The organism is Streptomyces sp. RK62 (genome assembly GCF_018070255.1).
GTDB lineage: Bacteria > Actinomycetota > Actinomycetes > Streptomycetales > Streptomycetaceae > Streptomyces > Streptomyces nigra.
Genome location: NZ_JAGPYD010000012.1, coordinates 289,582 through 312,362 on the forward strand (window position 1 = coordinate 289,582; position 22,781 = coordinate 312,362).

Sequence of the window (22,781 nt, forward strand, 5' to 3'; positions counted from 1 at the left end):
GCAAGGACCATGACCACCAAGGTGCTGGTCGCCTATGGGACGACGAACGGCTCGACGGCAGGGATCGCCGAGACCGTCGCCGATGTGCTGGGCAGGGAGGGCCTCACCGCCGAGGCGCTGCCCGCCCGCACGGTGGAGAGCGTGTCCGGCTACGACGCCGTCGTGGTCGGCGGCGGACTGTACGCGGGACGCTGGCACAAGGACGCCCGCCGGTTCGTGCGGCGGCACCGCGCGGACCTGGCCGGGCGTCCGGTGTGGCTGTTCAGCAGCGGCCCGCTGGACCCGTCGGCCTCGGAGCGTGACATCCCTCCGGTGCCCGGGGTGAAGCGGGCGATGGACCGGGTGGACGCCGAGGGCCACATCACCTTCGGCGGCTGCCTGTTGGAGGGGGCGCGTGGCCGGGTCGCCCGGATGATCCTGCGCAGCGGGAAGGGAGGCGACTTCCGCGACTTCGCCCGGATCGAGGACTGGGCCCGGTCGGTCGCCGCGGACCTGACGGCCGCGGGGGTGACTCGCTGAGGCAGGGTGCACGGCGATCGCCAGCCCACCCGGGCCCGTTGTCAGTGGCGTGTGCCAGAGTCCGGGCATGCTCGAGATCAAGGTGGAGACGGAGAACCGGCAGCACCACGTGCGCGTGTCGGCCGAGGAACTGGACGGGCTCGTCCGGCGCATCGGCGACGACGGCGACCGGTTCCTGGTCGTCCAGCGGATACCCGACCTGCCCGACGTCTTCGCCCAGGTCTGGTACCAGGCCGGCGGCGCCTACACGGTGGAGCACCGCGACGGCGCGGCCGACCGGCACTTCCAGGCAACGGCCGACACGCCCGAGGCGGTCGCCTCGGCGCTCACGGGCTGGGCACGCCGCCGGCCCGGATGGGACCAGGACCTGACGTGGTCGCGGCTCGACATGGGACCGGTGCAGGACGTCCCGCCACTGGACCTCCCTGACGACGAGCGCGCGGAGTTGGAGGAGCGCGTACGCGAGACGCTGGCCGGCGGCTATGCCACCCGCGCCGAACTGGCCGAACTCGCCGAGGACTACCTGGTCACCGACGACCGCCGCCCCGTGTCCCACGAGCAGGCGATAGCGCTGGCCGACCGGCTGTGGCTCGAACGGGTCGCCGAACAGGCCACGTGGCAGGGCGAGACCGACCCCGAACGGCTCACCCGCGCGTTCACGGCCCTCCAAGGGTCCGGCATCACCGCCCGCGAGAACTTCGCCTGTTGCCGCAACTGCGGCGAGTCCGAGATCGGCGCCGCCGGCGACCCCGACGCCCGCGGCTATGTCTTCTTCCACTCCCAGTGCACGGACTCCGCCGCGGCAGGCCATGGACTGATGCTCCTCTACGGCGGCTTCGACGGCTCGTCCGAGACCACGGAGGCGATAGGCCACGAGATCGTCGCCGCCCTCGAAGCGGTCGGCCTCCACACGGAGTGGGACGGCGACCCGGGCCGCGCCATCACCGTCACGCCCCTGGACTGGCGTCGGCGCCTCGTCGGATAGGGGGCACAGCGTCAGGAGCCGTGCGCGTCGTAGGTCTCGCGGTGGGCCTGCACCTCGTCCATGTGAGCCTCGGCCCACGTCTTGATGCCGCGCATCATCCTGTACAGCGACAGCCCCAGGTCGGTGAGTTCGTACGACACCGTGACGGGGACTGTCGGCACGACGGTGCGCGACACCAGACCGTCGCGCTCCAGCGAACGCAGCGTCTGGGTGAGCATCTTCTGGCTGACGCCGGCCAGCAGGCGCTGCAGCTCGGAGTAGCGCATCGCCCGGGGCTCGTCGGCGCAGTCGGCGCCCGGCGGGGGCGCGTCGCCGCTGCCGAGCGCGGCCAGCACCAGCGTGACCCACTTCCCGGAGATCCGGTCGAGGAGTTGGCGACTGGGACAGGCCGCGAGGAAGGCGTCGTACTCCGCCTTGGTCTGAGCCTGCCGCTGCTCCTCCGCCGTCGTCGCCATGGGCCGTTCCTCCCACCGTCGGGTGCCCTACGCACTTCGAAGTGCCTACTTCCCTACAGGAAGCAGCAAACCAATAGTGGTGCAAGGCGCCGTCAGGCACCAGTCCCGGACCCGACCCGAAAGGCCCATCATGACCACCCCCTCCGCCTCGCTCCCCGGAGGCACCTGGACCCTGGGCGATCTGACCGTCACCCGGTTCGGCTACGGCGCCATGCAGTTGGCCGGCCCCGGTGTCATGGGTCCGCCCGCCAGCCGCCAGGGCGCCCTCGCCGTGCTGCGCGAGGCCGTCCGCCTCGGCATCACGCACATCGACACGGCCGACGCGTACGGCCCCCACGTCACCAACGAGTTGATCCGCGAGGCGTTGCATCCGTACCCCGCCGCCCTGCACCTCGTCACCAAGGTCGGAGCGGTCCGGGACGCGGACGGCGGCTGGCCTCCGGCGCGCAGGCCGGAGGAGCTGCGCCGGGCCGTCGAGGCGAACCTGGACCGCCTCGGCCTCGACACACTGGACGTCGTCAACCTGCGGCTGGGCGACGCGCGGGGGACCGTCCCCGGATCGCTCGCGGAACCGTTCGACACGCTCGTCGACCTTCGGCGTCAGGGCCTGATCCGGCACCTCGGGGTCAGCAACGCGACGGCCGAACAGGTCGCCGAGGCCCGCGCGATCGGGCCGATCGTGTGCGTGCAGAACATGTACAACCTCGCCCATCGCGATGACGACGAGCTGATCGACGAACTCGCCGAACAGGGCGTCGCCTACGTGCCGTTCTTCCCGCTCGGCGGCTTCAGCCCGCTCCAGGCATCCGCGCTGACGGCCGTGGCCGCTCGGCTGGACGCGACGCCGATGTCGGTCGCGCTGGCCTGGCTGCTGCGGCGGTCGCCGAACATCCTGCTGATCCCCGGCACCTCGTCGGTGGCGCACCTGCGGGAGAACGTCGCGGGAGCGGGCCTATCGCTCTCCGACGGTGATCTCGCCGAGCTGGACAAGATCGGGCGCTGACGCCCGGCGCGCTCATGCCCGGGCGGCGCTCACCGGTCCCGACGCGAGCGTGAGGGCGCGGAAGGAGGCGACCACCGGGCGCAGGTCCACCCGGTGCCACGCGGCCCACAGCTGAACCGACCGGTCGTGCCAGGGGAGTTCGCGGACGGCGACGGCCTCCGACATGCCGCGCACCATGCTCCGCTGCACCAGGGCGAGCCCCAGCCCGGAGGCGACCAGGCCGAGCGCGGTCAGCGGTTCGGCGGCGTCCATGCGGATGTCCGGGGTGAAGCCGGACGCGGCGCACGAGGCGACGAACGTGTCCCGCCAGACCGGATCCTGGGGATTCTCCACGCCGATCCACGGCTGCCCGTCCAGGTCCTCAGGCGTCAGGTCCGGCCGCTCAGCCAGCGGATGCCCGGCGGGCAGGGCGAGCAGCAGCGGGTCCTCCAGCAGGGGCGCGGCCGTCAGGTCCGGGTCCTCGGACGGCGGCGGCTCGTGGACGAGCGCGATGTCGAGGCTGCGCTGCCGCAGGCCCTCGAACTGTTCGGCGGGAGGCAGGCTGTAGAGGGCGACGTGGATGCCGGGGCGCTCGTCGTTGAGGGAGCGCAGCGCCGCGGGCAGCACACCGGTGTGCATGGCGTCGGCGATGTAGCCGATGCACAGGCCGCCCTCCTCGCCGCGGCCCAGCCGGCGCCCCAGGTTCTCCAGACGGTCGGCGTGCCGCAGCAGCGCCCGGGCCTCCGACAGGAAGACCTGGCCGTCTCGGGTGAGCCGGATCCGCTGCTGCCCGCGCTCGAAGAGCGTCAGACCGAGGCTCTTCTCCAGCTGCGCGATCTGCCGGCTGAGCGGCGACTGCGAGATGTGCAGCCGATCGGCGGCCTGGCCGACGTGTTCGGTCTCGGCGACCGCCACGAAGTACCGGATCTGGCGCAGGTCGAGCATGGTGAGACCTCCAGGGACTCAAGTGTGTCCAAGCAAGTCTTGGACAGTCTCAAGTTCCGATCCTACGGTCGAACACGTCAGGTCGTCGAAGGCCCGGCCGGTGACCCCGGCCCCTCCGCACGACGGCCCGCAGACCGCACCGTTTCCCGCACCACCACGAGGAACCACCATGTCGATCACGTCCCTCCTGCCCAGCCGTCTGGGCTTCGGCACCGCCCCGCTGGGCAACATGTTCCGGGCCATCCCCGACGACGAGGCCGCCGCCACCGTCGACGCCGCCTGGGACCAGGGCATCCGCTACTTCGACACCGCGCCCTTCTACGGCGCCGGACTGTCCGAGATCCGCTTGGGCGAAGCCCTTGCGGGACGCCCCCGCGACGCCTTCGTGCTCAGCACCAAGGTCGGGCGCGTCATCCTCGACGAGACCGAGGACCCCGCCGCCCGCGACCTGGGGGAGAAGGGCGGCCTCTTCGAACACGGCCGGCCGAACAAGATGATCAACGACTACTCGGCCGACGCGACCCTGCGGTCCATCGAGGACAGCCTCCGGCGCCTGCGGACGGACCGCCTCGACATCGTCTGGGTCCACGACGTCGCGCAGGACTTCTACGGCGACGACTGGCTGGCCGCCTACGAGTCCGCCCGCACCGGCGCCTTCCGCGTCCTGCAGCGCCTGCGCGACGAGGGCGTCATCAAGGCGTGGGGTCTGGGCGTCAACCGGGTCGAGCCGCTGGAGCTGACCCTCGACCTGGACGAGCCCAAGCCGGACGCGTTCCTCCTCGCAGGCCGCTACACCCTCCTCGACCACGACCGCGCCCTGCAGCGCCTGCTGCCGGCCGCCGAGGCCCAGAGCGTCGACGTCGTCGTCGGCGGCCCCTACAGCTCCGGCGTCCTCGCGGGCGGAGAGCACTTCGAGTATCAGAAGGCACCGGCCGAGGTCCTCGCCAAGGTCGACCGGATCAAGGCCCTCGCCGAGCGGTACGGCATCCCCATCAAGGCCGCCGCGCTCCAGTTCTCCCTGGCCCACCCCGCCACGGTCGCGGCCATCCCGGGAGCCACCCGGCCCAGCCGTATCGCTGAGGACGTCGCCGCCCTCGACGCGGACGTCCCGGCCGCGTTCTGGACCGCGCTGCGCGAGGAGGGCCTGATCGCCGAGAACGCCCCCGTACCGACCGCCTGACCCGCTGATCATCGGAGTACCACCATGACCACGAGCACGACCGCGACCATCGACCTCCCCACGCCCGCCGACACCGTCTGGCAGCTCATCGGCGGCTTCGACGCCCTGCCGGACTGGCTGCCGTACATCCCCGTCAGCGAGCTGAGGGAGGGCGGCCGCGTCCGTGTCCTGACCAACGAGGAGGGCGGCGTCATCGTCGAACGCCTGGAGCGGTTCGACGACGACGCGCGCACCTACACCTACTCGATCGTCGACGCGCCCTTCCCCGTGACCGGCTACCGCTCCACCCTCACCGTGCACGACGTGGACGGCACCGGCTCACGCGTCGAGTGGTCCGGGACCTTCACCCCGGCCGGGGTGGGCGAGGAGGAGGCGGCCGCCCTCTTCCAGGGCATCTACCGCGACGGCCTCACAGCCCTGCGGCAGACGCTGGGCGCCTGACAGAAGCCGATGCGGCAGACGCTGGGCGCCTGACAGAACGCCGAGGTGCCAGACGCTGCGCGCCTACGCGACCGCCGGAGCCTCAGCCGCGGAACTCCGGCTGTCGCTCCGGCGTGGCCGCCGCCAGCGCGTCCTGGACCTCCTTGACGCCGCCGCGCAGCCCGTACACGGGGGTACCGGGCTGCTGGCGCCAGGAGTCGTCCAGGCCGCCCGCGTCCACGGCGTCGAAGCCGAGCTCCTCGATCAGGGCCATCACCTTGCGCTTGGCCGCCTCGTCGTCGCCCGCCACGGGCAGCGCCATACGGTCGGGGGCGCCCTCGGGGCGGGCGCGGTCGATGAGGTCGTGGGCGTAGGTGCCGTTGAACGCCTTGATCACGGGGTGCCCGATCTGGCGTTCCGTCCAGCGGCTCTCCGTCAGCCCCTCGTCCTCGATCCCGGCGATCCTGCCGTCGCGCTGCGGGTAGTAGTTGCCGGTGTCGATGACCGCCACGTCCTCGGCCGCCCCGTCCAGCAGGCCGGACGGCAGATCCGGGACCGCCTTGAGGGGGACGGTGACGACGACGATCTCGGCGCCGCGAGCCGCCTCCTCCGCCCGTACCGGCGTGGCCCCGGTCTCCTCGGCGAGTTCCTTCAAGGTCTCGGGGCCACGGGAGTTCGCGACCGAGACGTCGTGCCCGAGCGCGGTGAGGCGACGCGTGAGATTGCCGCCGATGTGGCCGGCTCCGATGATGCCGATCTTCATGACATGCCTTCCGTCGCAAGAATGTCCTGCCCACGGCACCAACCCCCGCTCCCCGCAGGGCTATTCCGGGAATCCTGCGGACCGGTGCCGTCGCCCGTCTGTGAGCACCCGCGGGCGACCGGTTCCGGCCACGGCCGCGCCCCCACCCGACCGACGGTGCGCCGCCCCGCGGGACCCCGCACCCCGAAACGCCGCTCACCCCGCCCACCTCACCCGTCCGGGCGCGGCCCGCTTCGGCAGGGCGCCCCGGGCTCCGGTCAGGGTGCCGTCCCCCGCCCGTGGGCGTACTGTCCGCATATGGGTGACGTGCTGTGCCGCGGTCGGTGCGGGGCGCGGCCCTCCGTGCCGGACGTCCCACGCGGGCGGCGGTACCGACGGCCGCCGCACCGCCAGGTGGTGCGTGGCGCGCGGACCGGGTGACGCCGTGCGGGACCTGCCGGACGGCGGTTCCGGTCCGCACGCGGAACTGCCCGTCTCCCTGCTGGCCGACCTGGTCCGGGACACCGGGGCGTCCGTCGGGATGGTGTACGTGCCGGCGCCCGGCGAGCAGTTGTTGCGCCTCGCGCTGGTGTCTGGCGTGTCGCGGCGGATCGCGGCGCCCTGGGCACGGATCCCGATGAACACGGCGATCCCGGTGGTCGACGCCATCCGTGAACGCCGGCTGATCTGGCTGGGCAGCCAGGAGGAGACCGCCCACCGCTATCCACGCCTCGGCCTCGTGCTGCCGTACGACTTCATGCTCGCCGCCGCACCGATCGCCGACGGCGGTCCCGTCTGGGGCGGCGTGGTGCTGCTGTGGCCGGTGTGGCATCCACCGGAGCTCAGCCCTGCCGAGCGGGAGGCGATCGGCGCCGGGTGTGCCCGTGCGGCGCGGTTCCTGCAGCGCGCGGCGGACCGCGGCCATCCGCCCGAGATCCCGGACATCCCGCATCTGCTGACCGCGCCCCACGCGGAGGACGCCGACCCGCTGCAGGCGATGGCGGCCCTCGCGTTCGCCGAGCGCCTGCCCGTCGGGTGCTGTGCGCTCGACCTCGACGGGCGGCTCACCTACATCAACCCGGCCGGCGCCGAACTCGTCGGCGCCGGAGCCGCCGCGCTCCTCGGCAACCGGCCCTGGGAGGTGCTGCTCTGGCTGCACGACCCGCTGTTCGAGGACCGCTACCGGGCCGCGGTGGTCTCCCGCCGGCCCATCACCTTCACCGCCACCCGCCCGCCCGACACCCGGCTGTCGTTCCGGCTCTACCCGAACGACACCGGCATCAGCGTCCACATCGCCCCCGCCGACGACGGACCCACCGGCCCGCACGACACCGCCCCGGCCCCCTCACCGGCGGAACCCGTCGGCGCCGCGGCGCTCTACCACCTGACCCATGTCGCCGCCGCGCTCGCCGAGGCCGCCGGCGTCAAGGACGTCGTCGAGCTGGCGGCCGACCAGATCGTCCCCGCGTTCGGCCCGGCCGCGCTCGCCCTGCTGATGCTGCAGGACGGCCGTCTGCGCATCGCCGGGCACCGGGGGTACGGCGGGGAGCTGATCTCCCGGTTCGAGACGGCGTCCCTCACCTTCGACACCCCGGCCGTACGGGCCGTGAGCACCGGCAAGGCCAGCTTCTACCGGAGCTTCGCCGACCTCCAGCGCGACTACCCGCCGGCACGGCACCAGGACGACATGGCCTCCTGGGCCTTCCTGCCGCTGATCGTCTCCGGCCGCCCCGTGGGCTCCCTCGTCCTCGCCTACGACGCGCCCCGCGCGTTCCCGCCCGCCGAGCGGGCCCTGCTCACCTCGCTGGCCGGGCTGATCGCCCTGGCCCTGGACCGCGCCCGGCTCTACGACGCCAAACACAGCCTCGCCCACACCCTGCAGAACGCCCTGCTGCCCCGCAGCCTGGGCAACGTCCCCGGCCTCGACGCCGCCGCCCGCTACCTGCCCGCGAGCCACGGCCTGGACATCGGCGGCGACTTCTACGACCTCATCCGCCGTACCCCGACGAGCGCCATCGCCGCGATCGGCGACGTCCAGGGGCACAACACGACGGCCGCCGCACTCATGGGCCAGGTCCGCACGGCCGTCCACGCGCACGCCACCTCCGGCGCCTCGCCCGGCGACATCCTCGCCCGCACCAACCGCCTCCTGGCCGACCTGAACCCCGGCCTCTTCGTCAGCTGCCTCATCGTCCATCTGGATCTGGCCCGGCACAGCGCGCAGTTGGCCACCGCCGGACACCCGCCGGCCCTCCTGCGGCACCCGGACGGCCGGGCCGAACCCGTGACCGCCCCCGCCGGACTCCTGCTCGGCATCACCCCCGAGGCCGACTACGCCACCGTGGACATCCCGCTCCCGTCGGGTTCGGTCCTCGCCCTCTACACCGACGGCCTCGTCGAGCGGCCCGGCGTCGACATCGACGACGCGATCGCCGCCGTCACCGACCGCCTCGCCGCCACTCCGCCGGAGGACCTCGACGCCCTGGCCGACGCCCTGCTCGGGCACGCCGGCCATCCGGCGCCGAACCCGGACGACATCGCGCTGCTCCTCGTACGGCCGCACGGCTGAGTCCGGCAGCCCGCGTGCACCCCACATCGCCCGAACGAGTGACTCTAGCCCTGTGCGCACCGGGTACACGGAGGCATGGACTGCAAACCAGCGCTCTCCCCGCTCGACGACACCCACCCCGTTCCGGCCTCCGTACGCGCCCTGATCAGCGGAATCGTCCAGGCCGTACGGGCCGGCGACGATCCCGCCATCCGCACCCTGCTGGAACGCCTCGCCCCCGTCGCCGACACCACGGCCCTGCTGCTGCTCCGCTACCGGCTGGGGCTCGGCGCGGAGTCGGCCGACGCCGGGACTCGCGTGCGGGACGGGGGAGAGGGGGCCGCTCCGGCCCGCACGGAGACGGGCGTGTCCTAGATCCGCACCCCGCCGATGGCCGCCCAGCACGGCTCCCGGCCCGACCCGGCGGCGGCCTGCAACCGACGCCGCCGTCGGAGCTCTGAGACCGTCAGCTCTTGCGCAGAGCAGCGGCGTCGATCTCCGCGACGAGCGCCTCGACACGGCTCCTGATCTCGTCGCGGATGGGCCGGACGGCCTCGACGCCCTGGCCGGCCGGGTCCTCCAGGACCCAGTCGAGGTACTGCTTGCCGGGGAAGACCGGGCAGGCGTCGCCGCACCCCATGGTGATGACGTAGTCGGACGCCTGGACGGCGTCGGTCGTGAGGACCTTCGGCCTCGCCTCGGAGATGTCGACGCCGACTTCCCGCATGGCCTCGACGGCCGCCGGGTTGACCTGGTCGCCCGGAGCGGAGCCGGCGGAGCGGACCTCGACGCGGTCGCCCGCCAGGTGGGAGAGAAAACCGGCGGCCATCTGCGAACGACCGGCGTTGTGCACGCAGACGAACAGCACCGAGGCGTGCGGGCTCGAGGACATCGGTTCCTCCCCTTCAGGCCGCGGCCGACGCGTTGACCAGCAACCGGCCCATGGCGGCCAGGACGGTCGGCTCGACCCGGTAGTACACCCACGTGCCGCGTCGCTCGGAGGTCAGGAGACCGGCCTCCTTGAGCTTCTTCAAGTGGTGGGAGACGGTCGGCTGGGAGACGCCGACGTCGGAGATGTCGCACACGCACGCCTCGCCGCCCTCGTGCGAGGCGACCGCGGAGAACAGCCGGAGCCGTACGGGGTCGCCGAGCGCCTTGAACATGCGGGCGGCCGTCTCGGCCTCCGCGGCGTCCAGAGGCCGCTCGGTCAGCGGCGGGCAGCACGGCGCCGCACTCTCACCGTCGGGCTCGAGCAGCGGCAGCAGCTTGGTGTTCGACATATGCCTATGTTGACACATGTCGAAGCAGTGCTTGACCCGCAGATTCGATGGATGTCTATGTTGACGTCCATCGATGCAGGTGTCATGCTCGACCCCTCAAGACATCGACAATCATCGAAGCAGGGGTCATGGACAAGCTGGAACAGCAGAACCTGCCCGTCGTGGTCATCGGAGCCGGACCGGTCGGCCTGGCCGCCGCCGTCCACCTGGTCGCACGGGGCATCGAACCGCTCGTGCTGGAGGCCGGCACCGCGGCGGGCAGCGCCGTGCACGAGTGGAGCCATGTCCGGCTGTTCTCCACCTGGAGCGAACTCACGGACCCGGCAGCCGAGAAGCTTCTCGCCCCGACCGGGTGGGTGAAGCCGGACCCGGACTCCTATCCCTCCGGTGGCGAGTGGGCCGATCTGTACCTGCGGCCGCTCGCCGACGTCCTCGGTGACCGCGTGCGCACCGGCGCCCGGGTGACCGGCGTGTCCCGCACCGGTCGGGACCGGGTCGTCGACGCCGGCCGTGAGGCACAGCCCTTCGTCGTCCACGTCGCCCATACGGACGGCAGGGAGGAGAAGGTGTTCGCCCGGGCGGTCGTCGACGCCTCCGGCACCTGGACCAGCCCCGGCCCGGCCGGCGGCAGCGGCCTTCCCGCACTAGGCGAGCGCGCGGCCGCCGACAGGATCACCTACCGGGTGCCCGACCTGAAGGACCCGGCCGTACGGGCCCGGTACGCGGGCAGGCGCACCGCCGTCATCGGCTCGGGTGCCTCCGCCTTCACGGCACTCGCCTACCTCGCCGAGCTGGCCGAAGCCGAGGACGGTGCCGGCACCCACGCCGTGTGGGTCCTGCGGCGCGGCATCTCAGGCTCGACCTTCGGCGGAGGCACCGCCGATCAACTCCCGGCCCGCGGCGCGCTCGGGCTCGCGGCCAAGGCCGCGGTGGACGACGGTCACGCGGACGCGGTCACCGGCTTCCGTATCGACGCGATCGAGCGCGCCGGCGACGGCCGTCTGGTCCTGGTCGCCGAGGACGGCCGACGTCTGGAGCCGGTCGACGAGGTGATCGCGTTGACCGGGTTCCGGCCGGACCTGTCGTTCCTGTCGGAGATCCGGCTCGGCCTGGACGAGCGGCTCCAGGCCGCGACCGCGCTGGCGCCGCTGATCGACCCCAACCAGCACTCCTGCGGCACCGTCTACCCGCACGGCCACCGCGAACTGGCCCACCCGGAGCAGGACTTCTATCTCGTCGGCATGAAGTCGTACGGCAGGGCGCCGACGTTCCTGGCGATGACGGGCTATGAACAGGTCCGCTCCGTCGTGGCCGCCATCGCCGGGGACACCGACTCCGCCGACCGCGTCGAACTCACCCTCCCGGAAACCGGGGTGTGCGGTGGAGCTGGGCTCTTCGACATCTCTGAAGCAGACGGTAGCGACGACGGCTGCTGCGGCTCGTGAGGAGCCTCGGCACCCGTACAACAAAGCGCCGGGCGGTCGTCGGCCGCCCGGCGCTTCAGCCTGTCGATGCTCAGCGAGAGGCCAGCAGTTCCAGGGTGTCGATCACGCGGTGCGAGAAGCCCCACTCGTTGTCGTACCAGGCGACCACCTTGATGTGGCGGCCGTCGACACGGGTCAGGGCCGAGTCGAAGATCGACGAGGCGGGGTTGCCGGTGATGTCGGAGGACACCAGCGGGTCCTCCGAGTACTCCAGGACACCGGCGAGCGGGCCCTCGGCCGCCGTGCGGTAGGCCTCCAGGACGTCCTCGCGGGTCACGTCACGCGCCACGGTCGTGTTCAGCTCGACGATCGAGCCGACCGGCACCGGTACGCGGATCGAGTCGCCGGACAGCTTGCCGTCGAGCTCCGGCAGGACCAGGCCGATCGCCTTCGCGGCGCCGGTCGTGGTCGGGACGATGTTGACGCCGGCGGCGCGGGCGCGGCGGGCGTCGCGGTGCGGGCCGTCCTGGAGGTTCTGCTCCTGGGTGTAGGCGTGCACCGTCGTCATGAAGCCGTGCTCGATCCCGGCGAGGTCGTGCAGCACCTTGGCCAGCGGGGCCAGCGCGTTCGTGGTGCACGAGGCGTTCGAGACGATCGTGTGCAGCTCCGCGTCGTACGAGTCGGAGTTGACGCCGTAGGCGAGGGTGACGTCCGCGCCGTCCGACGGCGCGCTCACCAGCACCTTGCGGGCGCCGGCGTCCAGGTGCGCGCGGGCCGCCTTCGCCGAGGTGAACCGGCCGGTGGCCTCCAGGACGATGTCCACGCCGAGCTCGGCCCAGGGCAGCTGCGCCGGCTCACGCTCGGCCAGGACCTTGATGCGCCGCCCGTCGACCACGAGGGTGTCCCCGTCGACCGTCACCGGACGTCCGAGCCGGCCGGCCGTGCTGTCGAAGGCCAGCAGCCGGGCGAGCGTGGCGGGCTCGGTCAGGTCGTTGACGGCGACGATCTCGAGGGCGCTGTCGCGCTCCAGCAGGGCGCGCAGCACGTTGCGTCCGATGCGGCCGAAGCCGTTGATGGCGATGCGAGTCATGAGTGGGTGTCCCTTCTTGTTGCCACCACCAAGGCTCGCGCGCGCCGGGACGGCCGGACAGTGGCGGGACCGCCACGGTTCGCAAGGATGTCGCCAGCTCCGTCCTCAGGCGGCTTACTCGCCCCGCGTGAACGTGCGCCGGTAGTCGCTCGGCGTCGTGCCGAGGATCCGCTGGAAGTGCAGACGCAGATTCGCGCCGGTGCCCAGCCCCACGTCGGCGGCGATCTGCTCGACGCTGCGCTCGGAGCGTTCCAGCAGCTCACGGGCCAGATCGATCCGGGCCCGCATCACCCACTGCATCGGCGTGTAGCCCGTCTCCTCCACGAATCGCCGGGAGAACGTGCGCGCCGACACCCCGGCCCGCCGCGCCAGGACGTCCAGGGTCAGGGGCTCGCCGAGCCGGTGCAGCGCCCACTCCCGGGTGGCGCCGAACCGCTCGCCCAGCGGCTCGGGCACACTGCGCGGCACGTACTGGGCCTGGCCGCCGCTGCGGTAGGGGGCCGCCACCAGCCGGCGGGCCGCGTGGTTGGAGGCGGCCACCCCGAGGTCGCCGCGCAGGATGTGCAGGCACAGGTCGATGCCGGAGGCGGCACCGGCCGACGTCAGCACGCTGCCCTCGTCGACGAACAGGACGTTCTCGTCGACCTGGACCCGCGGATGGCGGGCGGCGAGCGCCCGGGTGTAGTGCCAGTGCGTGGTCGCGCGCCGCCCGTCGAGCAGACCGGTGGCGGCGAGCGTGAAGGCCCCGGTCGAGATGGCGGCGAGCCGCGCCCCGCGCGCGTGCGCCTCGATCAGCGCGTCGACGACCGGCCGCGGCGGCTCGTCGCGGTCCGGATGCCGGTAGCCGGGCACGAACACGATGTCCGCCCAGGCCAGGGCGTCGAGGCCGTGCGCGACGGCGTACGACAGGCCGTCCCCGCCGGTCACCAGCCCGGGTGTCGCCCCGCACACCCGCACCTCGTACGGCATGCTCGCCCGGGTCGTGAACACCTGTGCGGGGATGCCGACGTCCAGCGGCTTGGCGCCCTCGCTGACGAGGACGGCGACACGGTGCAGACGGGGGAGTGACACGGGGACGAGGATACGGAGGCCCCGACCTGGGAGGCGTCCGCAGGGGCCCGGACGCACGTCACTCCGCGTGACCGGCGTCCGGCCCGCTGCTGTGGGCGAAGCGGAGCGGGGTGTTATTGAATGGGGTGTGCGGCCAGAGATCTCGGGACCCCGTCACCCTGGCTCCGGTACGGCGCCGGCGCGGTGCCGTGGCCGGCGAGCGAGCTGAGAGAACCGCATGGACTCCACGCCTCCCCCGTCGTCTGCGTCACCGTTCGACATGGTCAGCGGTGCGCTGGGGGAGTACATCCCGCGGGGCGACGCCGACGACGACACCGAGGACAACCGGGACATCGACGAGTCGGCCGCGTCGCGCGGAGAGGGAAATCGCCGGCGGGGCGCCGGGCGTCCCGAGCAGATACTCGGCGCCGTCAACGTCGACCGGGATCTCAGGATCACCGACTCCAACCTGGAAGCGCCCGTCTTCGCGGGAGTGGACCCCGTCCCCGGGATGCCCTTCGTCGATCTCCTGCCGCCCTGGGACGTCCCCACGGTGACCCGGCGGCTGCGCCAGGTCCTCGAGACCGGCGAGCCGCATGTCGCCCGGGTCCAGCGGCTGCGCCGCCGCGACGGCTCCGAGCTGGTCGTCTCCATGAGCATCCTGTCCGCAGCGGAACCCCGGGAGGGCCTGACCATCTCCCTGATCGCCATGGCGCGACGGCTCCACCTGTACGCCGCCGAGACCGCGATCGGCACCTCGCTGGACATCGGCGAGACCGCGCAGTCCCTCGCCGAGTCCCTGCTGGCCTGGGGCGACGTGGCCGCCATCGACCTCGACTTCGCCGTATGGACCGGCGAGGTCGTCACCGACCGCCCGCAGGGCCGCGTCCGGCTGCGCCGCGCCGCCCTCGTACCGGACCGGGCGTGGCCCGACGGCTATGTCACCCCCGGCGACGACCTGCCCGCCGACGCGAGCCGCCTGCTGTCCCACGCGATCCGCCGGGACGACCCCGCACAGGCCGTCGTCCTGCCCGACCGGGCGGCCGTCGAGCGGGTCCTCGGCAGCCCCCGCCTCGCCCGCACCCTGATCCCCGGCGACCAGGCGGCCTGCGTGGCGTGCGTGCCCCTGGTGCTGGACGGCGAGCCGCCCGTCGTCCTCGGCGTCGCCGAGGTCTGGCGGCGCGCCGACCGGCCCTTCGAGGACGGCGAGCTGTTCGACCTGCAGGAACTGGTGGCCAGGACCGCCCACCACGTCGACCTCGCCCGGCAGCACCAGCGTGAGCACACCCAGGTCCTGGCGCTGCAGCGCCGCCTGCTGCCCCGGTCCGCAGGCGACACCATCGAGACCGCCAGCGTCTACCAGCCCGCCACCCCCGACAGCGCCGGCGTCGGCGGCGACTGGGTCAACAGCTTCCCGCTGCCGGACGGCCGCACCGCGATGGTCGTCGGGGACGTCGTCGGGCACGGCCTGGGCGCGGCGGCGACCATGGGGCAGCTCAGCATGGAGGCCCGCGCGCTGCTGTCCGCGGGGCTCGCGCCCGGCGAGGTGCTGGAGCACCTGGACGACACGGTGTCGCTGCTGGACGACGCCGAGTCGGGGCTCGCCGCCGGCTACAGCGCCCTCGGCTCGACCTGCTGCATCGCCGTGTACGACCCGGTCAGCCACCGGGTGGAGCTGGCCAGCGCCGGTCATCTGCCGCCGATCCTGGTCCCCCCGGACGGCACCGCCGGACCGGTCGCGGTCCGCCCGCACCCCGGGCTGGGCGCCGAGTTCGCGCTGCGGGAGCCGTTCGACGTGTACGCGTTCGCCGCACCCCCCGGCTCGATGCTCGCCCTCTACACGGACGGCCTGGTGGAGGATCCGGCGATGTCCATCGACGAGGGCATCGGCAGGCTGTCCGACGCGGTGTCGGCGGTGCATCCGTGGGACCCCCTGGAGGAGGCGGCACGGCGTGTCGTCCGTTCGCTGGCGCCCGCGTACCGGCGTGACGACGTCACCCTGCTGCTCGCCCGCACGATCGGCTACCGCAAGGAGGACACCGCGACGTGGCGGCTGCCCGCCCGCGGTGACGCCGCGGCCCGGGCGCGCGCCCTCGTCACCGGGCTGCTGGAGCGGTGGGACACCCGTGAGGACACCCGGGACAGCGTGCTGCTGGTGGTCAGCGAGCTGGTCGCCAACGCGGTCCGCTTCGCCCGCGGCCCCCTCACGGTCCGGCTGATCAGGGGCGGCCACGGCCACCTGCTGTGCGAGGTGGGGGACAAGGGCAACGGCAGGCCCCGGCTCGGCCGCAAGGACCTCCTCGGCGACGGCGGCCGAGGACTGCACGTCGTCCACGGGCTCACCACCCGGTGGGGCGTGCGCTGGACCGACGACGGCAAGGTGGTCTGGGCCTCGGTGGGACGCTGAGGTCTACAGCCACTGGCCTTCCAGCGCCGTCGCGGTCAGGCCCGGTGCCGCCGCGTACAGCACGGCACGGCTGCCCGCCGGCTGCCCGGCGTCGTACGCCCGCCGCATGATGTCGAACACGGCGGCCCCGCCGCGGTTGCCGCTGGTGTAGCTGTCCCGGCTGAACTCCAGCAGTCCCGACGGCCACGCCTCGGGCATCGTCTGCTCCATGTACTCCAGCACCCGCGTCCCGCCGGGGTGCGCGAGCAGCACGTCGGGGTGCCAGGCCTCGGGGTCCTCCCCGTACCGCTCCTGGAGCCAGGCCCACATCGCGGTGACGGTCTCCTGCACGGCACGCGGGCCGCGCCGGTTCATCACGAAGTGCGTGCCGTCCGCCCGGGTGTCCAGGCGGTGCAGGTCCTGGGTGCCGGGCAGGGTGTGGTTCCAGGCGGAGTCCAGCCGCAGGACCGACTCGGGCCGCGGGCGGCCGGTGACGACGGCGGCGACCGCCGTGTCCGCGAACAGCAGCCGGACGATCAGGGACTCCAGGGTGTCGTCCGCGGGCTGGTAGGTCGTGCTCAGCGCCTCGGAGATCACCACGAGGACCACCCGGTCGGGGTCCGCGGCCACCAGGTCGGCGGCCAGAGCCAGCGAGCGGGTCCCGGCGATGCAGGCCCACTGGGTGGCGGGGAGCAGCAGGACGTCGTCCCGCAGGGGGAGCCGGTTGGCGAGGGAGACGTCGAGACCCGGCAGGGCGGGCGTGGTGGAGTTGCTGGTGATCACGCAGTCGATGTCCGAGGCGTCCAGACCGGCGATCTGCAGGGCGCCGCGCGCCGCGCGCTCGCCGTACTCCTGGACGGCCGCCCACGCGGGCGCGGTGCGCTCGGCGACGGTCTGCGGTGCGGGTATCGCCTCCAGTGCGGCGATCACCCGGTCCGCGTCCGGCCCGGTGACGCCTTCGCGGGCCAGCGCCGCGCGGGTCGCGTCGGCACCGGCGGCCGGGAGTCCATTGCCCCCGCCGGGGGCGACGGCGGCCTGGAGCGGCAGCATCCAGCCGCGGGCCTCGATCCCCGTGCTGGCCGCGATGCTCTCGACGCGCGGCGCCCAGGCCGCGTCCGGGTGCCGGCCGAGGACGTCCGTCACGATCTCGCTGGTCTTCACGGTGTGCTCGCCGTGGATCACGGCAGGGGGGCTCAGGAACGCGGGCATGGGTGGCACCTCTCTGCGGAAAGCGGGGGGCGTACGTCGTCACGGGGGAAGCGCGAGGCGTACGGCACGAGCGCTGTGGTGTGCGTCACTTAGGTGGGTCGTATCCAAATCGACGCCGATAAGGCCCAGTTCGGGCGTGTGCGTCCGAATCGAGCTTGGGCCTATTCGGGCATTTCCGCTGTGATGCGGGCAACTTGGATCGCATCGATGTCTGTGACGCCGCGCACAGGGGTGGTGAACTGACCGGGCATCAGAACGCGGAAGTGCCCCGAACCCTCCGAGGGCTCGGGGCACGTGGGACGTGCGTCGGTGGACTCAGGGATGCAGGGTCGGCCGGTAGGTGAGTTCCTGGATGTGGCCGTCGAGCGTCCGGTGGTCGATCAGTTCGAGGTCGAAGTCGGCCGCGCCCTGGAAGATCGGGTCCAGTCCGCTCTTGCCGGTGATCACGGGGAACAGCGTCACCTGGACGCGGTCCACGAGGCCGGCCGCCATCAGCGCCCGGTTCACCGACAGACTGCCGTGCGAGCGCAGCGGGACGTCCGACTCCTCCTTGAGGCGGGCGACCACGTCCACGGCGTCACCCCGGACGACCCGGGCGTCCGGCCAGTCGAGGGGCTCCTCGAGCGTGTTCGACACGACCGTGGCCGGCATGTTCCGCATCCGGGTCACCCACGGGTCGTGCACCGCCTCCTCCGTGTCCGAGGCGATCAGCTGGGCGAAGGCGCGGTAGGTGTGGGCGCCGAAGACCATCCGCTGCTCCTCGCCGTAGAGCGAGAGGCGGTGGTCGAGGAGTTCGGGGCCCTGCTTGCCCCAGTACCCCGTCCAGTCGCCGCCGGCGGCGCCGAAGCCGTCGAGACTGGAGAAGACGTCGAACGTGTAGGTGGCGGTCATGGCGGGACTCCCGGGAGTGCGAGGGCGGTACTGCTCCTATAGACCGGCGCCCGCCGCGATACTCATCGCCCGCCTGGTCGCAACGTCACCGTGTGCCCCGGCTTCCCCTGTATAAACAAGGCAACCTCGGTGTATGGATCGAGGATCGCAGGGCAATCGAGGGTCAGGAGGTTGATAACTATGGTTCCCCTGCTTCTTGTACTGCTTCTGGCCCTCATCCTGTTCGGTGCGGGCTTCGCCCTCAAGGCCCTGTGGTGGATCGCGGTCGTGGTTCTGGTCGTGTGGCTGCTCGGCTTCGTGATGCGCTCCACCACGGCAGGTGGTGGTCGCGGACGCTGGTACCGATGGTGACCTGACACCATCACCGCACAGCGAAGGGCCCGGCTTCGGCCGGGCCCTTCGCTGTGCGCTCACATCCGAGGCGGTGTCCCTCAGGCCTGGTCCACGGGCTCCTGGGTGAGGACCGCGTGGAAGCGCCGGGTGTGGTCCACCCGCCGCACCGGCCCGGTCAGGGTGACCGTCGCCGTCAGACGCGCGTCGGTGCTGGACGCGGCCAGCCGGAGCTCCAGCTCGCCGGGCTCCACGACACGGTGCCCGTCGCGACCGGTGAACGAGGCGACGTCCGCCGGGACCGTGACCCGCACCCGGCGTGCCTCGCCCGGCTCCAGCGGAACGCGGGTGTAGCCGACGAGCCGCTGCACGGGCTGGACGACGGACGCCACCGGGTCGTGCAGATAGAGCTGGACGACCTCGGTCCCTGCCCGGTCACCGGTGTTGCGGACGGTCAGGGAGAGCGCGAACTCGCCGTCCGTCGCCGCCTGTTCGATGTCGACCGTCAGGTCGCTCCACGCGAACGTGGTGTACGACAGACCGTGCCCGAAGCCGAACGCCGGGGTCGGGTCGATGTTGGAGACCTCGCTGACCTGGGCGAGCCGGGCACCGAGATAGGTGGACGGCTGCGAACCCGCGCCGCGCGGCACACTGACCGGCAGCCGCCCGGACGGGTTGGTACGGCCGCTGAGCACCCCGGCGATCGCACGGGTGCCCTCCTCGCCGGGGAAGAACGACTGGACGATCGCCGCGGACTCGTCGACGGCCCGGCCGAGGGCGTACGGCCGCCCGGCGAGCAGGACGGTGACGACTGGCGTGCCGGAGTCGAGCAGCGCGTCGAGGAGCTGCTGCTGGGCGCCGGGCAGGGCCAGCGACTCGGCGTCGCAGCCCTCACCGCTCGTACCGCGTCCGAACAGGCCCGCGCGGTCGCCCAGAACGGCGACGACGACCTCCGCGTCACGTGCCGCCTCGACCGCCGCGGCGATGCCGGAGAGGTCCCCGTCGTCGACACCGGTGCCACGGACGGCGGTGATCTCCGCGTCGGGGAACTCGGCGGTCAACGTGTCCTGCAGCGTGGGCAGTTCGAGTCCGACGGGGAACTCGGGGTGCTGCACACCCACGTGCAGGGGGAACGAGTAGCAGCCCAGCACTGCTGTGGGCTCGGCGGCGTTGGGGCCGACGAGGGCGATCCGGCGGGGCCGGGTCAGGGGCAGCGTGCCGTCGTTGCCGAGCAGGACGACGGCCTGATCGGCGATCCGCCGGGCCAGTTCCCGGTTCGCCGCGCGGTCCAGGTCGATCCGGCCGCGCAGCGCCTCGGCGTCGTCCAGGTCGGCGTCCTCGAGCGCGGGCGGCACGGGGCTCCAGTCCGGGTCGAGGAGCCCGAGGTGCGCCTTCTGGGTGAGGACGCGGCGCAGGGCGCGGTCGACGATCTCCTCCGGGACGCGGCCCTCGGTGACGGCCTCGACGAGGGGTGCCCCGAACGTCTTGACGGTGGGCAGCTCGACGTCGACGCCGGCCGTCAGGGCGGTGCCGGCCGCGTCGCCGAAGTCACCGGCGACACCGTGCAGCGTCTTGAGGAAGGCGATGCCGAAGTAGTCCGCGACGACGGTGCCGTCGAAGTCCCAGGTGTCGCGAAGCAGTCCGGTGAGCAGGGCCTCGTCGGCGGCGGAGGGGATGCCGTCGGTGTCGGTGTAGGCGTGCATCACCGAGCGGGCGCCGCCCTCGCGGATCGCCATCTCGAACGGCGGCAGCAGCACGTCGGCGCGTTCGCGGGGGCCCACGGACGTGGGAGCGAGGTTGCGTCCGGCCCGCGAGGCCGAGTAGCCGACGAAGTGCTTGAGGGTGGCGACGATGCCGGCCGACTCCAGGCCGGCCACATAGGCGGTGCCGATGGATCCGACGAGGTACGGGTCCTCGCCGATGGTCTCCTCGACCCGGCCCCAGCGGGCGTCGCGCACCACGTCCAGCACCGGGGCGAGGCCCTGGTGCACGCCGACCGAGCGCATGTCACGGCCGATCGCCTCGGCCATCGCGCGGACCAGCGAGGGGTCGAAGGTGGCTCCCCAGGACAGCGGGACGGGGTAGGCGGTGGCGCCCCAGGCGGCGAAGCCGGCCAGGCACTCGTCATGGGCGAGGGCGGGGATGCCGAACCGGTTCGCCGAGGCGATCCGGGCCTGGGTGCGCATCAGGGACAGCGCGCCGATGGCGGGGTCGACGGGCACGGTACCGAAGGGCCGGGTGAGCTGGCCCAGACCGGTGGGGAGCAGCGCGTCGAGGTCGACGGCCTCCTCCATGTCGTGCTGATGCGGGGCGACTTCGCCGCCCTGGTCGGAGGCGCCGACCCAGACGCCGTACAGCTGGGCGATCTTCTCCTGGAGGGTCATGGCGCCGATCAGCGCGTCGACCCGGGCGGCGACGGGGTGGGAGGGGTCGTTCCAGAGGGGGGTCTCGGGGGTGGTCTCTACGGCCACGTCGGTGTTCACTTTCCTCCGACACCCATCAGGCCCCGGACGAGGGCGCGACGGGCGAACAGGTAGACGAGCAGGATGGGCACCATGGACAGCACCACGGCTCCCAGCAGACCGGGGATGTCGATGCCGTGTTCGGTCTGGAAGTTGTACAGACCCAGCGTGACGACCTTGGTGGAGTCGGACTGGGTGAGGACCAGCGGGAACAGGAAGCCGTTCCACGCCTGGAGTGCCGAGAAGACGACGATCGTGGACAGCCCGCCCCGGGACAGCGGCATCACGAGCTGGAAGAACATGCGCAGCGGGCTCGCGCCGTCCATGGCCATGGCCTCGTAGAGCTCGGGGGAGATGTCCCGCATGCTGCCGCTGAGGATCAGCGCCGACATCGGCAGACAGAACGCCGCCGTGGGCAGGATGACGCCCAGCAGGTTGTCGTACAGCCCGGCCTCGCTGATCAGGTAGAACATCGGCACGATGACGGCCTGGGCCGGGATGGCGAGGCCGAGCAGGAACAGCCGGAAGATCGCCGAGGTGGTCCGGCCGCGGCTGCGGACGATCGCGTAGGCGAGCGGCGGGACCAGCAGCAGCACGATGCCGATCACGCAGCCGGTGACGACGAGTGTGTTGAGGAAGTACTGGCCGAAGCCCGAGTCGAAGGCGCCGGTGTAGTTGTCCAGGGTGAAGCTGTCGGGCAGGGAGACCGGGCCGTTCTCGGCGTAGTCCTGCCGGGTGCGCAGCGTCGCGGCGAGCATCACGTACAGGGGCAGACCGACGACGAACAGCCAGACGAGCGAGCCGGCGCCGGCCAGGTAGTTGGGGCGGCGCCTCATGACACACCCTCCATGGTGCTGCGCATCTTGTCGTAGCCGGACACCCGGACGACGACCAGCGAGATGATCGTGGCCGCGACCACCAGGGCCAGGGCGATCGCCGAGCCCGTGCCGAAGTCGAAGCTCTTGAACGCCTTGTCGTACATGTAGTAGGCGCTGATGGTGGTGTCGGTGCCGGGGCCGCCCTGGGTGAGGATCAGGACCGTCTCGAAGGTGGTCAGACCGCCGACGATCATCAGGATCATCGAGGTGATCATCGAGTTGCGCAGCTGCGGCAGCGTGATGTGGAAGAACTGCCGGTAGCGGCCGGCCCCGTCGATCTCCGCGGCCTGGTAGAGGACTTCGGGGACGGCACGGGCGGCGCCCTGGTAGATCAGCGTGTGGAACGGCGTGAACTGCCAGGTGCTGACGAACGCCAGGACGCCGATGGCGGTGGCCTGTTCACCGAACAGGTTGCCGTCGCCGAACAGCCAGGTGGCCTCCGCCGGGATGCCGAAGTTCGGGTCGAGCAGCGCCCGCCAGAGCACGGAGACGGCCGTGGCGGACAGCAGCAGCGGGATGAAGTAGATGACCGACAGCACGGCGCGGTTGCGCTGGTTGCCGGCCGCCCAGACCCCGAGGACGATGCTGAGCGGCGTCTGGATGACGACGCCGAGCACGGTCAGGAGCAGGGTCAGCCAGATGCTGTTCAGCATCACCGGGTCGTCCATCAGACGCGACCAGTTGTCCATGCCCACGAACTGGGGGGAGCTGATGCCGTCCCAGGTCATGAAGGACAGCACCGCCACCATGACCAGCGGGGCGATCGCGAAGAGGGCGAAGAACAGTGCGGCGGGCAGCGCCCAGGCGAAACTCGGGCGGCCCACCTTCGTGGCGTTCGAGGCGGGCGGCCGCCGCCGGGCCCCCTTGCGGGGGCCGGCGGCGGGCCGGGCGCTCGTGATCTGTGTGGTCATGAGCCGTTCGTCAGTCGGTCGGGAGAGCCTGCATGGCCTTGATGAAGCCGTCCGTGTCGAGCTGTCCGTTGAAGAACTGCTGGATGGCCTTGTG

Annotated in this window: 22 protein-coding genes; 10 read left to right on the top strand and 12 right to left on the bottom strand. The window is 72.4% G+C overall.

Going from position 1 to position 22,781, the window contains the following annotated elements; all coding sequences use genetic code 11:
* The first annotated feature begins 9 nt into the window (after positions 1-9).
* Positions 10-519 carry a flavodoxin domain-containing protein gene (locus KBY32_RS24445; protein WP_210981635.1) on the top strand — a complete coding sequence of 170 codons (510 nt, stop codon included), beginning with the start codon at positions 10-12 and terminating at the stop codon, positions 517-519.
* Between the two features lie 67 nt (positions 520-586).
* Entirely contained in the window at positions 587-1,504 is a 918-nt protein-coding gene (locus tag KBY32_RS24450; RefSeq protein WP_210981636.1) for a hypothetical protein, read from the top strand.
* 11 nt (positions 1,505-1,515) lie between these two features.
* On the opposite strand, the gene KBY32_RS24455 is transcribed toward KBY32_RS24450, so the two are convergent.
* Positions 1,516-1,959 (bottom strand): helix-turn-helix domain-containing protein, encoded by a 444-nt coding sequence (locus tag KBY32_RS24455; RefSeq protein ID WP_210981637.1) that lies wholly within the window; start codon positions 1,957-1,959, stop codon positions 1,516-1,518.
* Positions 1,960-2,089: 130 nt separating this feature from the next.
* Between KBY32_RS24455 and KBY32_RS24460 the strand changes: the two genes are divergently transcribed.
* Positions 2,090-2,962 carry an aldo/keto reductase family oxidoreductase gene (locus KBY32_RS24460; protein ID WP_210981638.1) on the top strand — a complete coding sequence of 291 codons (873 nt, stop codon included), beginning with the start codon at positions 2,090-2,092 and terminating at the stop codon, positions 2,960-2,962.
* A 12-nt stretch (positions 2,963-2,974) separates the two neighbouring features.
* Here the strand turns inward: KBY32_RS24460 and KBY32_RS24465 are convergent, their stop codons facing one another.
* Complete coding sequence (locus KBY32_RS24465) at positions 2,975-3,886, bottom strand: LysR substrate-binding domain-containing protein (RefSeq protein WP_210981639.1); 912 nt, start codon at positions 3,884-3,886, stop codon at positions 2,975-2,977.
* Positions 3,887-4,055: 169 nt separating this feature from the next.
* Here KBY32_RS24465 and KBY32_RS24470 point away from each other — a divergent pair, with 169 nt between their 5' ends.
* Together KBY32_RS24470 and KBY32_RS24475 are read left to right on the top strand one after the other, a co-directional pair.
* Positions 4,056-5,066, top strand: coding sequence for an aldo/keto reductase (locus tag KBY32_RS24470; protein ID WP_210981640.1), 1,011 nt, complete (start codon positions 4,056-4,058; stop codon positions 5,064-5,066).
* 24 nt (positions 5,067-5,090) lie between these two features.
* On the top strand, positions 5,091-5,507 hold the full coding sequence (locus KBY32_RS24475) for an SRPBCC family protein (RefSeq protein WP_210981641.1): 417 nt from the start codon (positions 5,091-5,093) through the stop codon (positions 5,505-5,507).
* 82 nt (positions 5,508-5,589) lie between these two features.
* On the opposite strand, the gene KBY32_RS24480 is transcribed toward KBY32_RS24475, so the two are convergent.
* Complete coding sequence (locus KBY32_RS24480) at positions 5,590-6,249, bottom strand: NADPH-dependent F420 reductase (protein ID WP_115505247.1); 660 nt, start codon at positions 6,247-6,249, stop codon at positions 5,590-5,592.
* 400 nt (positions 6,250-6,649) lie between these two features.
* On the opposite strand from KBY32_RS24480, the gene KBY32_RS24485 reads away from it, so the two are divergent.
* The gene (locus KBY32_RS24485; RefSeq protein ID WP_374224989.1) at positions 6,650-8,797 is read left to right on the top strand and encodes a SpoIIE family protein phosphatase; all 2,148 of its coding nucleotides are present in this window, start codon (positions 6,650-6,652) and stop codon (positions 8,795-8,797) included.
* Positions 8,798-8,872: 75 nt separating this feature from the next.
* On the top strand, positions 8,873-9,151 hold the full coding sequence (locus KBY32_RS24490) for a hypothetical protein (RefSeq protein WP_210981642.1): 279 nt from the start codon (positions 8,873-8,875) through the stop codon (positions 9,149-9,151).
* Positions 9,152-9,242: 91 nt separating this feature from the next.
* On the opposite strand, the gene KBY32_RS24495 is transcribed toward KBY32_RS24490, so the two are convergent.
* Both KBY32_RS24495 and KBY32_RS24500 read right to left on the bottom strand, forming a co-directional pair.
* Positions 9,243-9,668, bottom strand: a complete 426-nt coding sequence (locus KBY32_RS24495; protein ID WP_210981643.1) for an arsenate reductase ArsC — start codon at positions 9,666-9,668, stop codon at positions 9,243-9,245.
* Positions 9,669-9,681: 13 nt separating this feature from the next.
* Complete coding sequence (locus tag KBY32_RS24500) at positions 9,682-10,056, bottom strand: helix-turn-helix transcriptional regulator (RefSeq protein ID WP_210981644.1); 375 nt, start codon at positions 10,054-10,056, stop codon at positions 9,682-9,684.
* Between the two features lie 128 nt (positions 10,057-10,184).
* Between KBY32_RS24500 and KBY32_RS24505 the strand changes: the two genes are divergently transcribed.
* Entirely contained in the window at positions 10,185-11,501 is a 1,317-nt protein-coding gene (locus tag KBY32_RS24505; protein ID WP_210981645.1) for an NAD(P)-binding domain-containing protein, read from the top strand.
* Positions 11,502-11,571: 70 nt separating this feature from the next.
* Here KBY32_RS24505 and gap read toward each other — a convergent pair whose 3' ends face one another.
* Together gap and KBY32_RS24515 are read right to left on the bottom strand one after the other, a co-directional pair.
* Positions 11,572-12,570, bottom strand: coding sequence for a type I glyceraldehyde-3-phosphate dehydrogenase (gap, locus tag KBY32_RS24510; protein WP_210981646.1), 999 nt, complete (start codon positions 12,568-12,570; stop codon positions 11,572-11,574).
* 114 nt (positions 12,571-12,684) lie between these two features.
* Positions 12,685-13,641, bottom strand: a complete 957-nt coding sequence (locus tag KBY32_RS24515; RefSeq protein WP_210981647.1) for a GlxA family transcriptional regulator — start codon at positions 13,639-13,641, stop codon at positions 12,685-12,687.
* 217 nt (positions 13,642-13,858) lie between these two features.
* Here KBY32_RS24515 and KBY32_RS24520 point away from each other — a divergent pair, with 217 nt between their 5' ends.
* Positions 13,859-16,027: a SpoIIE family protein phosphatase gene (locus KBY32_RS24520; protein ID WP_210981648.1), complete on the top strand. Its 2,169-nt coding sequence runs from the start codon at positions 13,859-13,861 to the stop codon at positions 16,025-16,027.
* A gap of 3 nt (positions 16,028-16,030) precedes the next feature.
* Here the strand turns inward: KBY32_RS24520 and KBY32_RS24525 are convergent, their stop codons facing one another.
* Positions 16,031-17,215: a type III polyketide synthase gene (locus KBY32_RS24525; protein WP_210981649.1), complete on the bottom strand. Its 1,185-nt coding sequence runs from the start codon at positions 17,213-17,215 to the stop codon at positions 16,031-16,033.
* 315 nt (positions 17,216-17,530) lie between these two features.
* Complete coding sequence (locus KBY32_RS24530; RefSeq protein ID WP_210981650.1) at positions 17,531-18,106, bottom strand: dihydrofolate reductase family protein; 576 nt, start codon at positions 18,104-18,106, stop codon at positions 17,531-17,533.
* A 180-nt stretch (positions 18,107-18,286) separates the two neighbouring features.
* On the opposite strand from KBY32_RS24530, the gene KBY32_RS24535 reads away from it, so the two are divergent.
* On the top strand, positions 18,287-18,457 hold the full coding sequence (locus KBY32_RS24535; protein WP_055620292.1) for a hypothetical protein: 171 nt from the start codon (positions 18,287-18,289) through the stop codon (positions 18,455-18,457).
* 80 nt (positions 18,458-18,537) lie between these two features.
* Here KBY32_RS24535 and KBY32_RS24540 read toward each other — a convergent pair whose 3' ends face one another.
* The 3 genes from KBY32_RS24540 to KBY32_RS24550 are packed head-to-tail and all read right to left on the bottom strand — an operon-like array spanning position 18,538 to position 22,687.
* Positions 18,538-20,919: a beta-glucosidase gene (locus tag KBY32_RS24540; RefSeq protein WP_210981651.1), complete on the bottom strand. Its 2,382-nt coding sequence runs from the start codon at positions 20,917-20,919 to the stop codon at positions 18,538-18,540.
* On the bottom strand, positions 20,916-21,734 hold the full coding sequence (locus KBY32_RS24545; protein WP_055620293.1) for a carbohydrate ABC transporter permease: 819 nt from the start codon (positions 21,732-21,734) through the stop codon (positions 20,916-20,918). Before KBY32_RS24545 ends, KBY32_RS24540 begins: the two co-directional genes overlap by 4 nt.
* The gene (locus tag KBY32_RS24550; RefSeq protein ID WP_115505237.1) at positions 21,731-22,687 is read right to left on the bottom strand and encodes a carbohydrate ABC transporter permease; all 957 of its coding nucleotides are present in this window, start codon (positions 22,685-22,687) and stop codon (positions 21,731-21,733) included. The genes KBY32_RS24545 and KBY32_RS24550 overlap by 4 nt, the downstream gene beginning before the upstream one ends.
* Positions 22,688-22,781 lie beyond the last annotated feature (94 nt).

Excerpts from the sequence above, each read along its gene's own strand:
- KBY32_RS24445 (WP_210981635.1), top strand. The coding sequence starts at position 10 with ATGACCACCAAGGTGCTGGTCGCCTATGGGACGACGAACGGCTCGACG.
- KBY32_RS24450 (WP_210981636.1), top strand. The coding sequence starts at position 587 with ATGCTCGAGATCAAGGTGGAGACGGAGAACCGGCAGCACCACGTGCGC.
- KBY32_RS24455 (WP_210981637.1), bottom strand. The coding sequence starts at position 1,959 with ATGGCGACGACGGCGGAGGAGCAGCGGCAGGCTCAGACCAAGGCGGAG.
- KBY32_RS24460 (WP_210981638.1), top strand. The coding sequence starts at position 2,090 with ATGACCACCCCCTCCGCCTCGCTCCCCGGAGGCACCTGGACCCTGGGC.
- KBY32_RS24465 (WP_210981639.1), bottom strand. The coding sequence starts at position 3,886 with ATGCTCGACCTGCGCCAGATCCGGTACTTCGTGGCGGTCGCCGAGACC.
- KBY32_RS24470 (WP_210981640.1), top strand. The coding sequence starts at position 4,056 with ATGTCGATCACGTCCCTCCTGCCCAGCCGTCTGGGCTTCGGCACCGCC.
- KBY32_RS24475 (WP_210981641.1), top strand. The coding sequence starts at position 5,091 with ATGACCACGAGCACGACCGCGACCATCGACCTCCCCACGCCCGCCGAC.
- KBY32_RS24480 (WP_115505247.1), bottom strand. The coding sequence starts at position 6,249 with ATGAAGATCGGCATCATCGGAGCCGGCCACATCGGCGGCAATCTCACG.
- KBY32_RS24490 (WP_210981642.1), top strand. The coding sequence starts at position 8,873 with ATGGACTGCAAACCAGCGCTCTCCCCGCTCGACGACACCCACCCCGTT.
- KBY32_RS24495 (WP_210981643.1), bottom strand. The coding sequence starts at position 9,668 with ATGTCCTCGAGCCCGCACGCCTCGGTGCTGTTCGTCTGCGTGCACAAC.
- KBY32_RS24500 (WP_210981644.1), bottom strand. The coding sequence starts at position 10,056 with ATGTCGAACACCAAGCTGCTGCCGCTGCTCGAGCCCGACGGTGAGAGT.
- KBY32_RS24505 (WP_210981645.1), top strand. The coding sequence starts at position 10,185 with ATGGACAAGCTGGAACAGCAGAACCTGCCCGTCGTGGTCATCGGAGCC.
- gap (WP_210981646.1), bottom strand. The coding sequence starts at position 12,570 with ATGACTCGCATCGCCATCAACGGCTTCGGCCGCATCGGACGCAACGTG.
- KBY32_RS24520 (WP_210981648.1), top strand. The coding sequence starts at position 13,859 with ATGGACTCCACGCCTCCCCCGTCGTCTGCGTCACCGTTCGACATGGTC.
- KBY32_RS24525 (WP_210981649.1), bottom strand. The coding sequence starts at position 17,215 with ATGCCCGCGTTCCTGAGCCCCCCTGCCGTGATCCACGGCGAGCACACC.
- KBY32_RS24530 (WP_210981650.1), bottom strand. The coding sequence starts at position 18,106 with ATGACCGCCACCTACACGTTCGACGTCTTCTCCAGTCTCGACGGCTTC.
- KBY32_RS24535 (WP_055620292.1), top strand. The coding sequence starts at position 18,287 with ATGGTTCCCCTGCTTCTTGTACTGCTTCTGGCCCTCATCCTGTTCGGT.
- KBY32_RS24545 (WP_055620293.1), bottom strand. The coding sequence starts at position 21,734 with ATGAGGCGCCGCCCCAACTACCTGGCCGGCGCCGGCTCGCTCGTCTGG.
- KBY32_RS24550 (WP_115505237.1), bottom strand. The coding sequence starts at position 22,687 with ATGACCACACAGATCACGAGCGCCCGGCCCGCCGCCGGCCCCCGCAAG.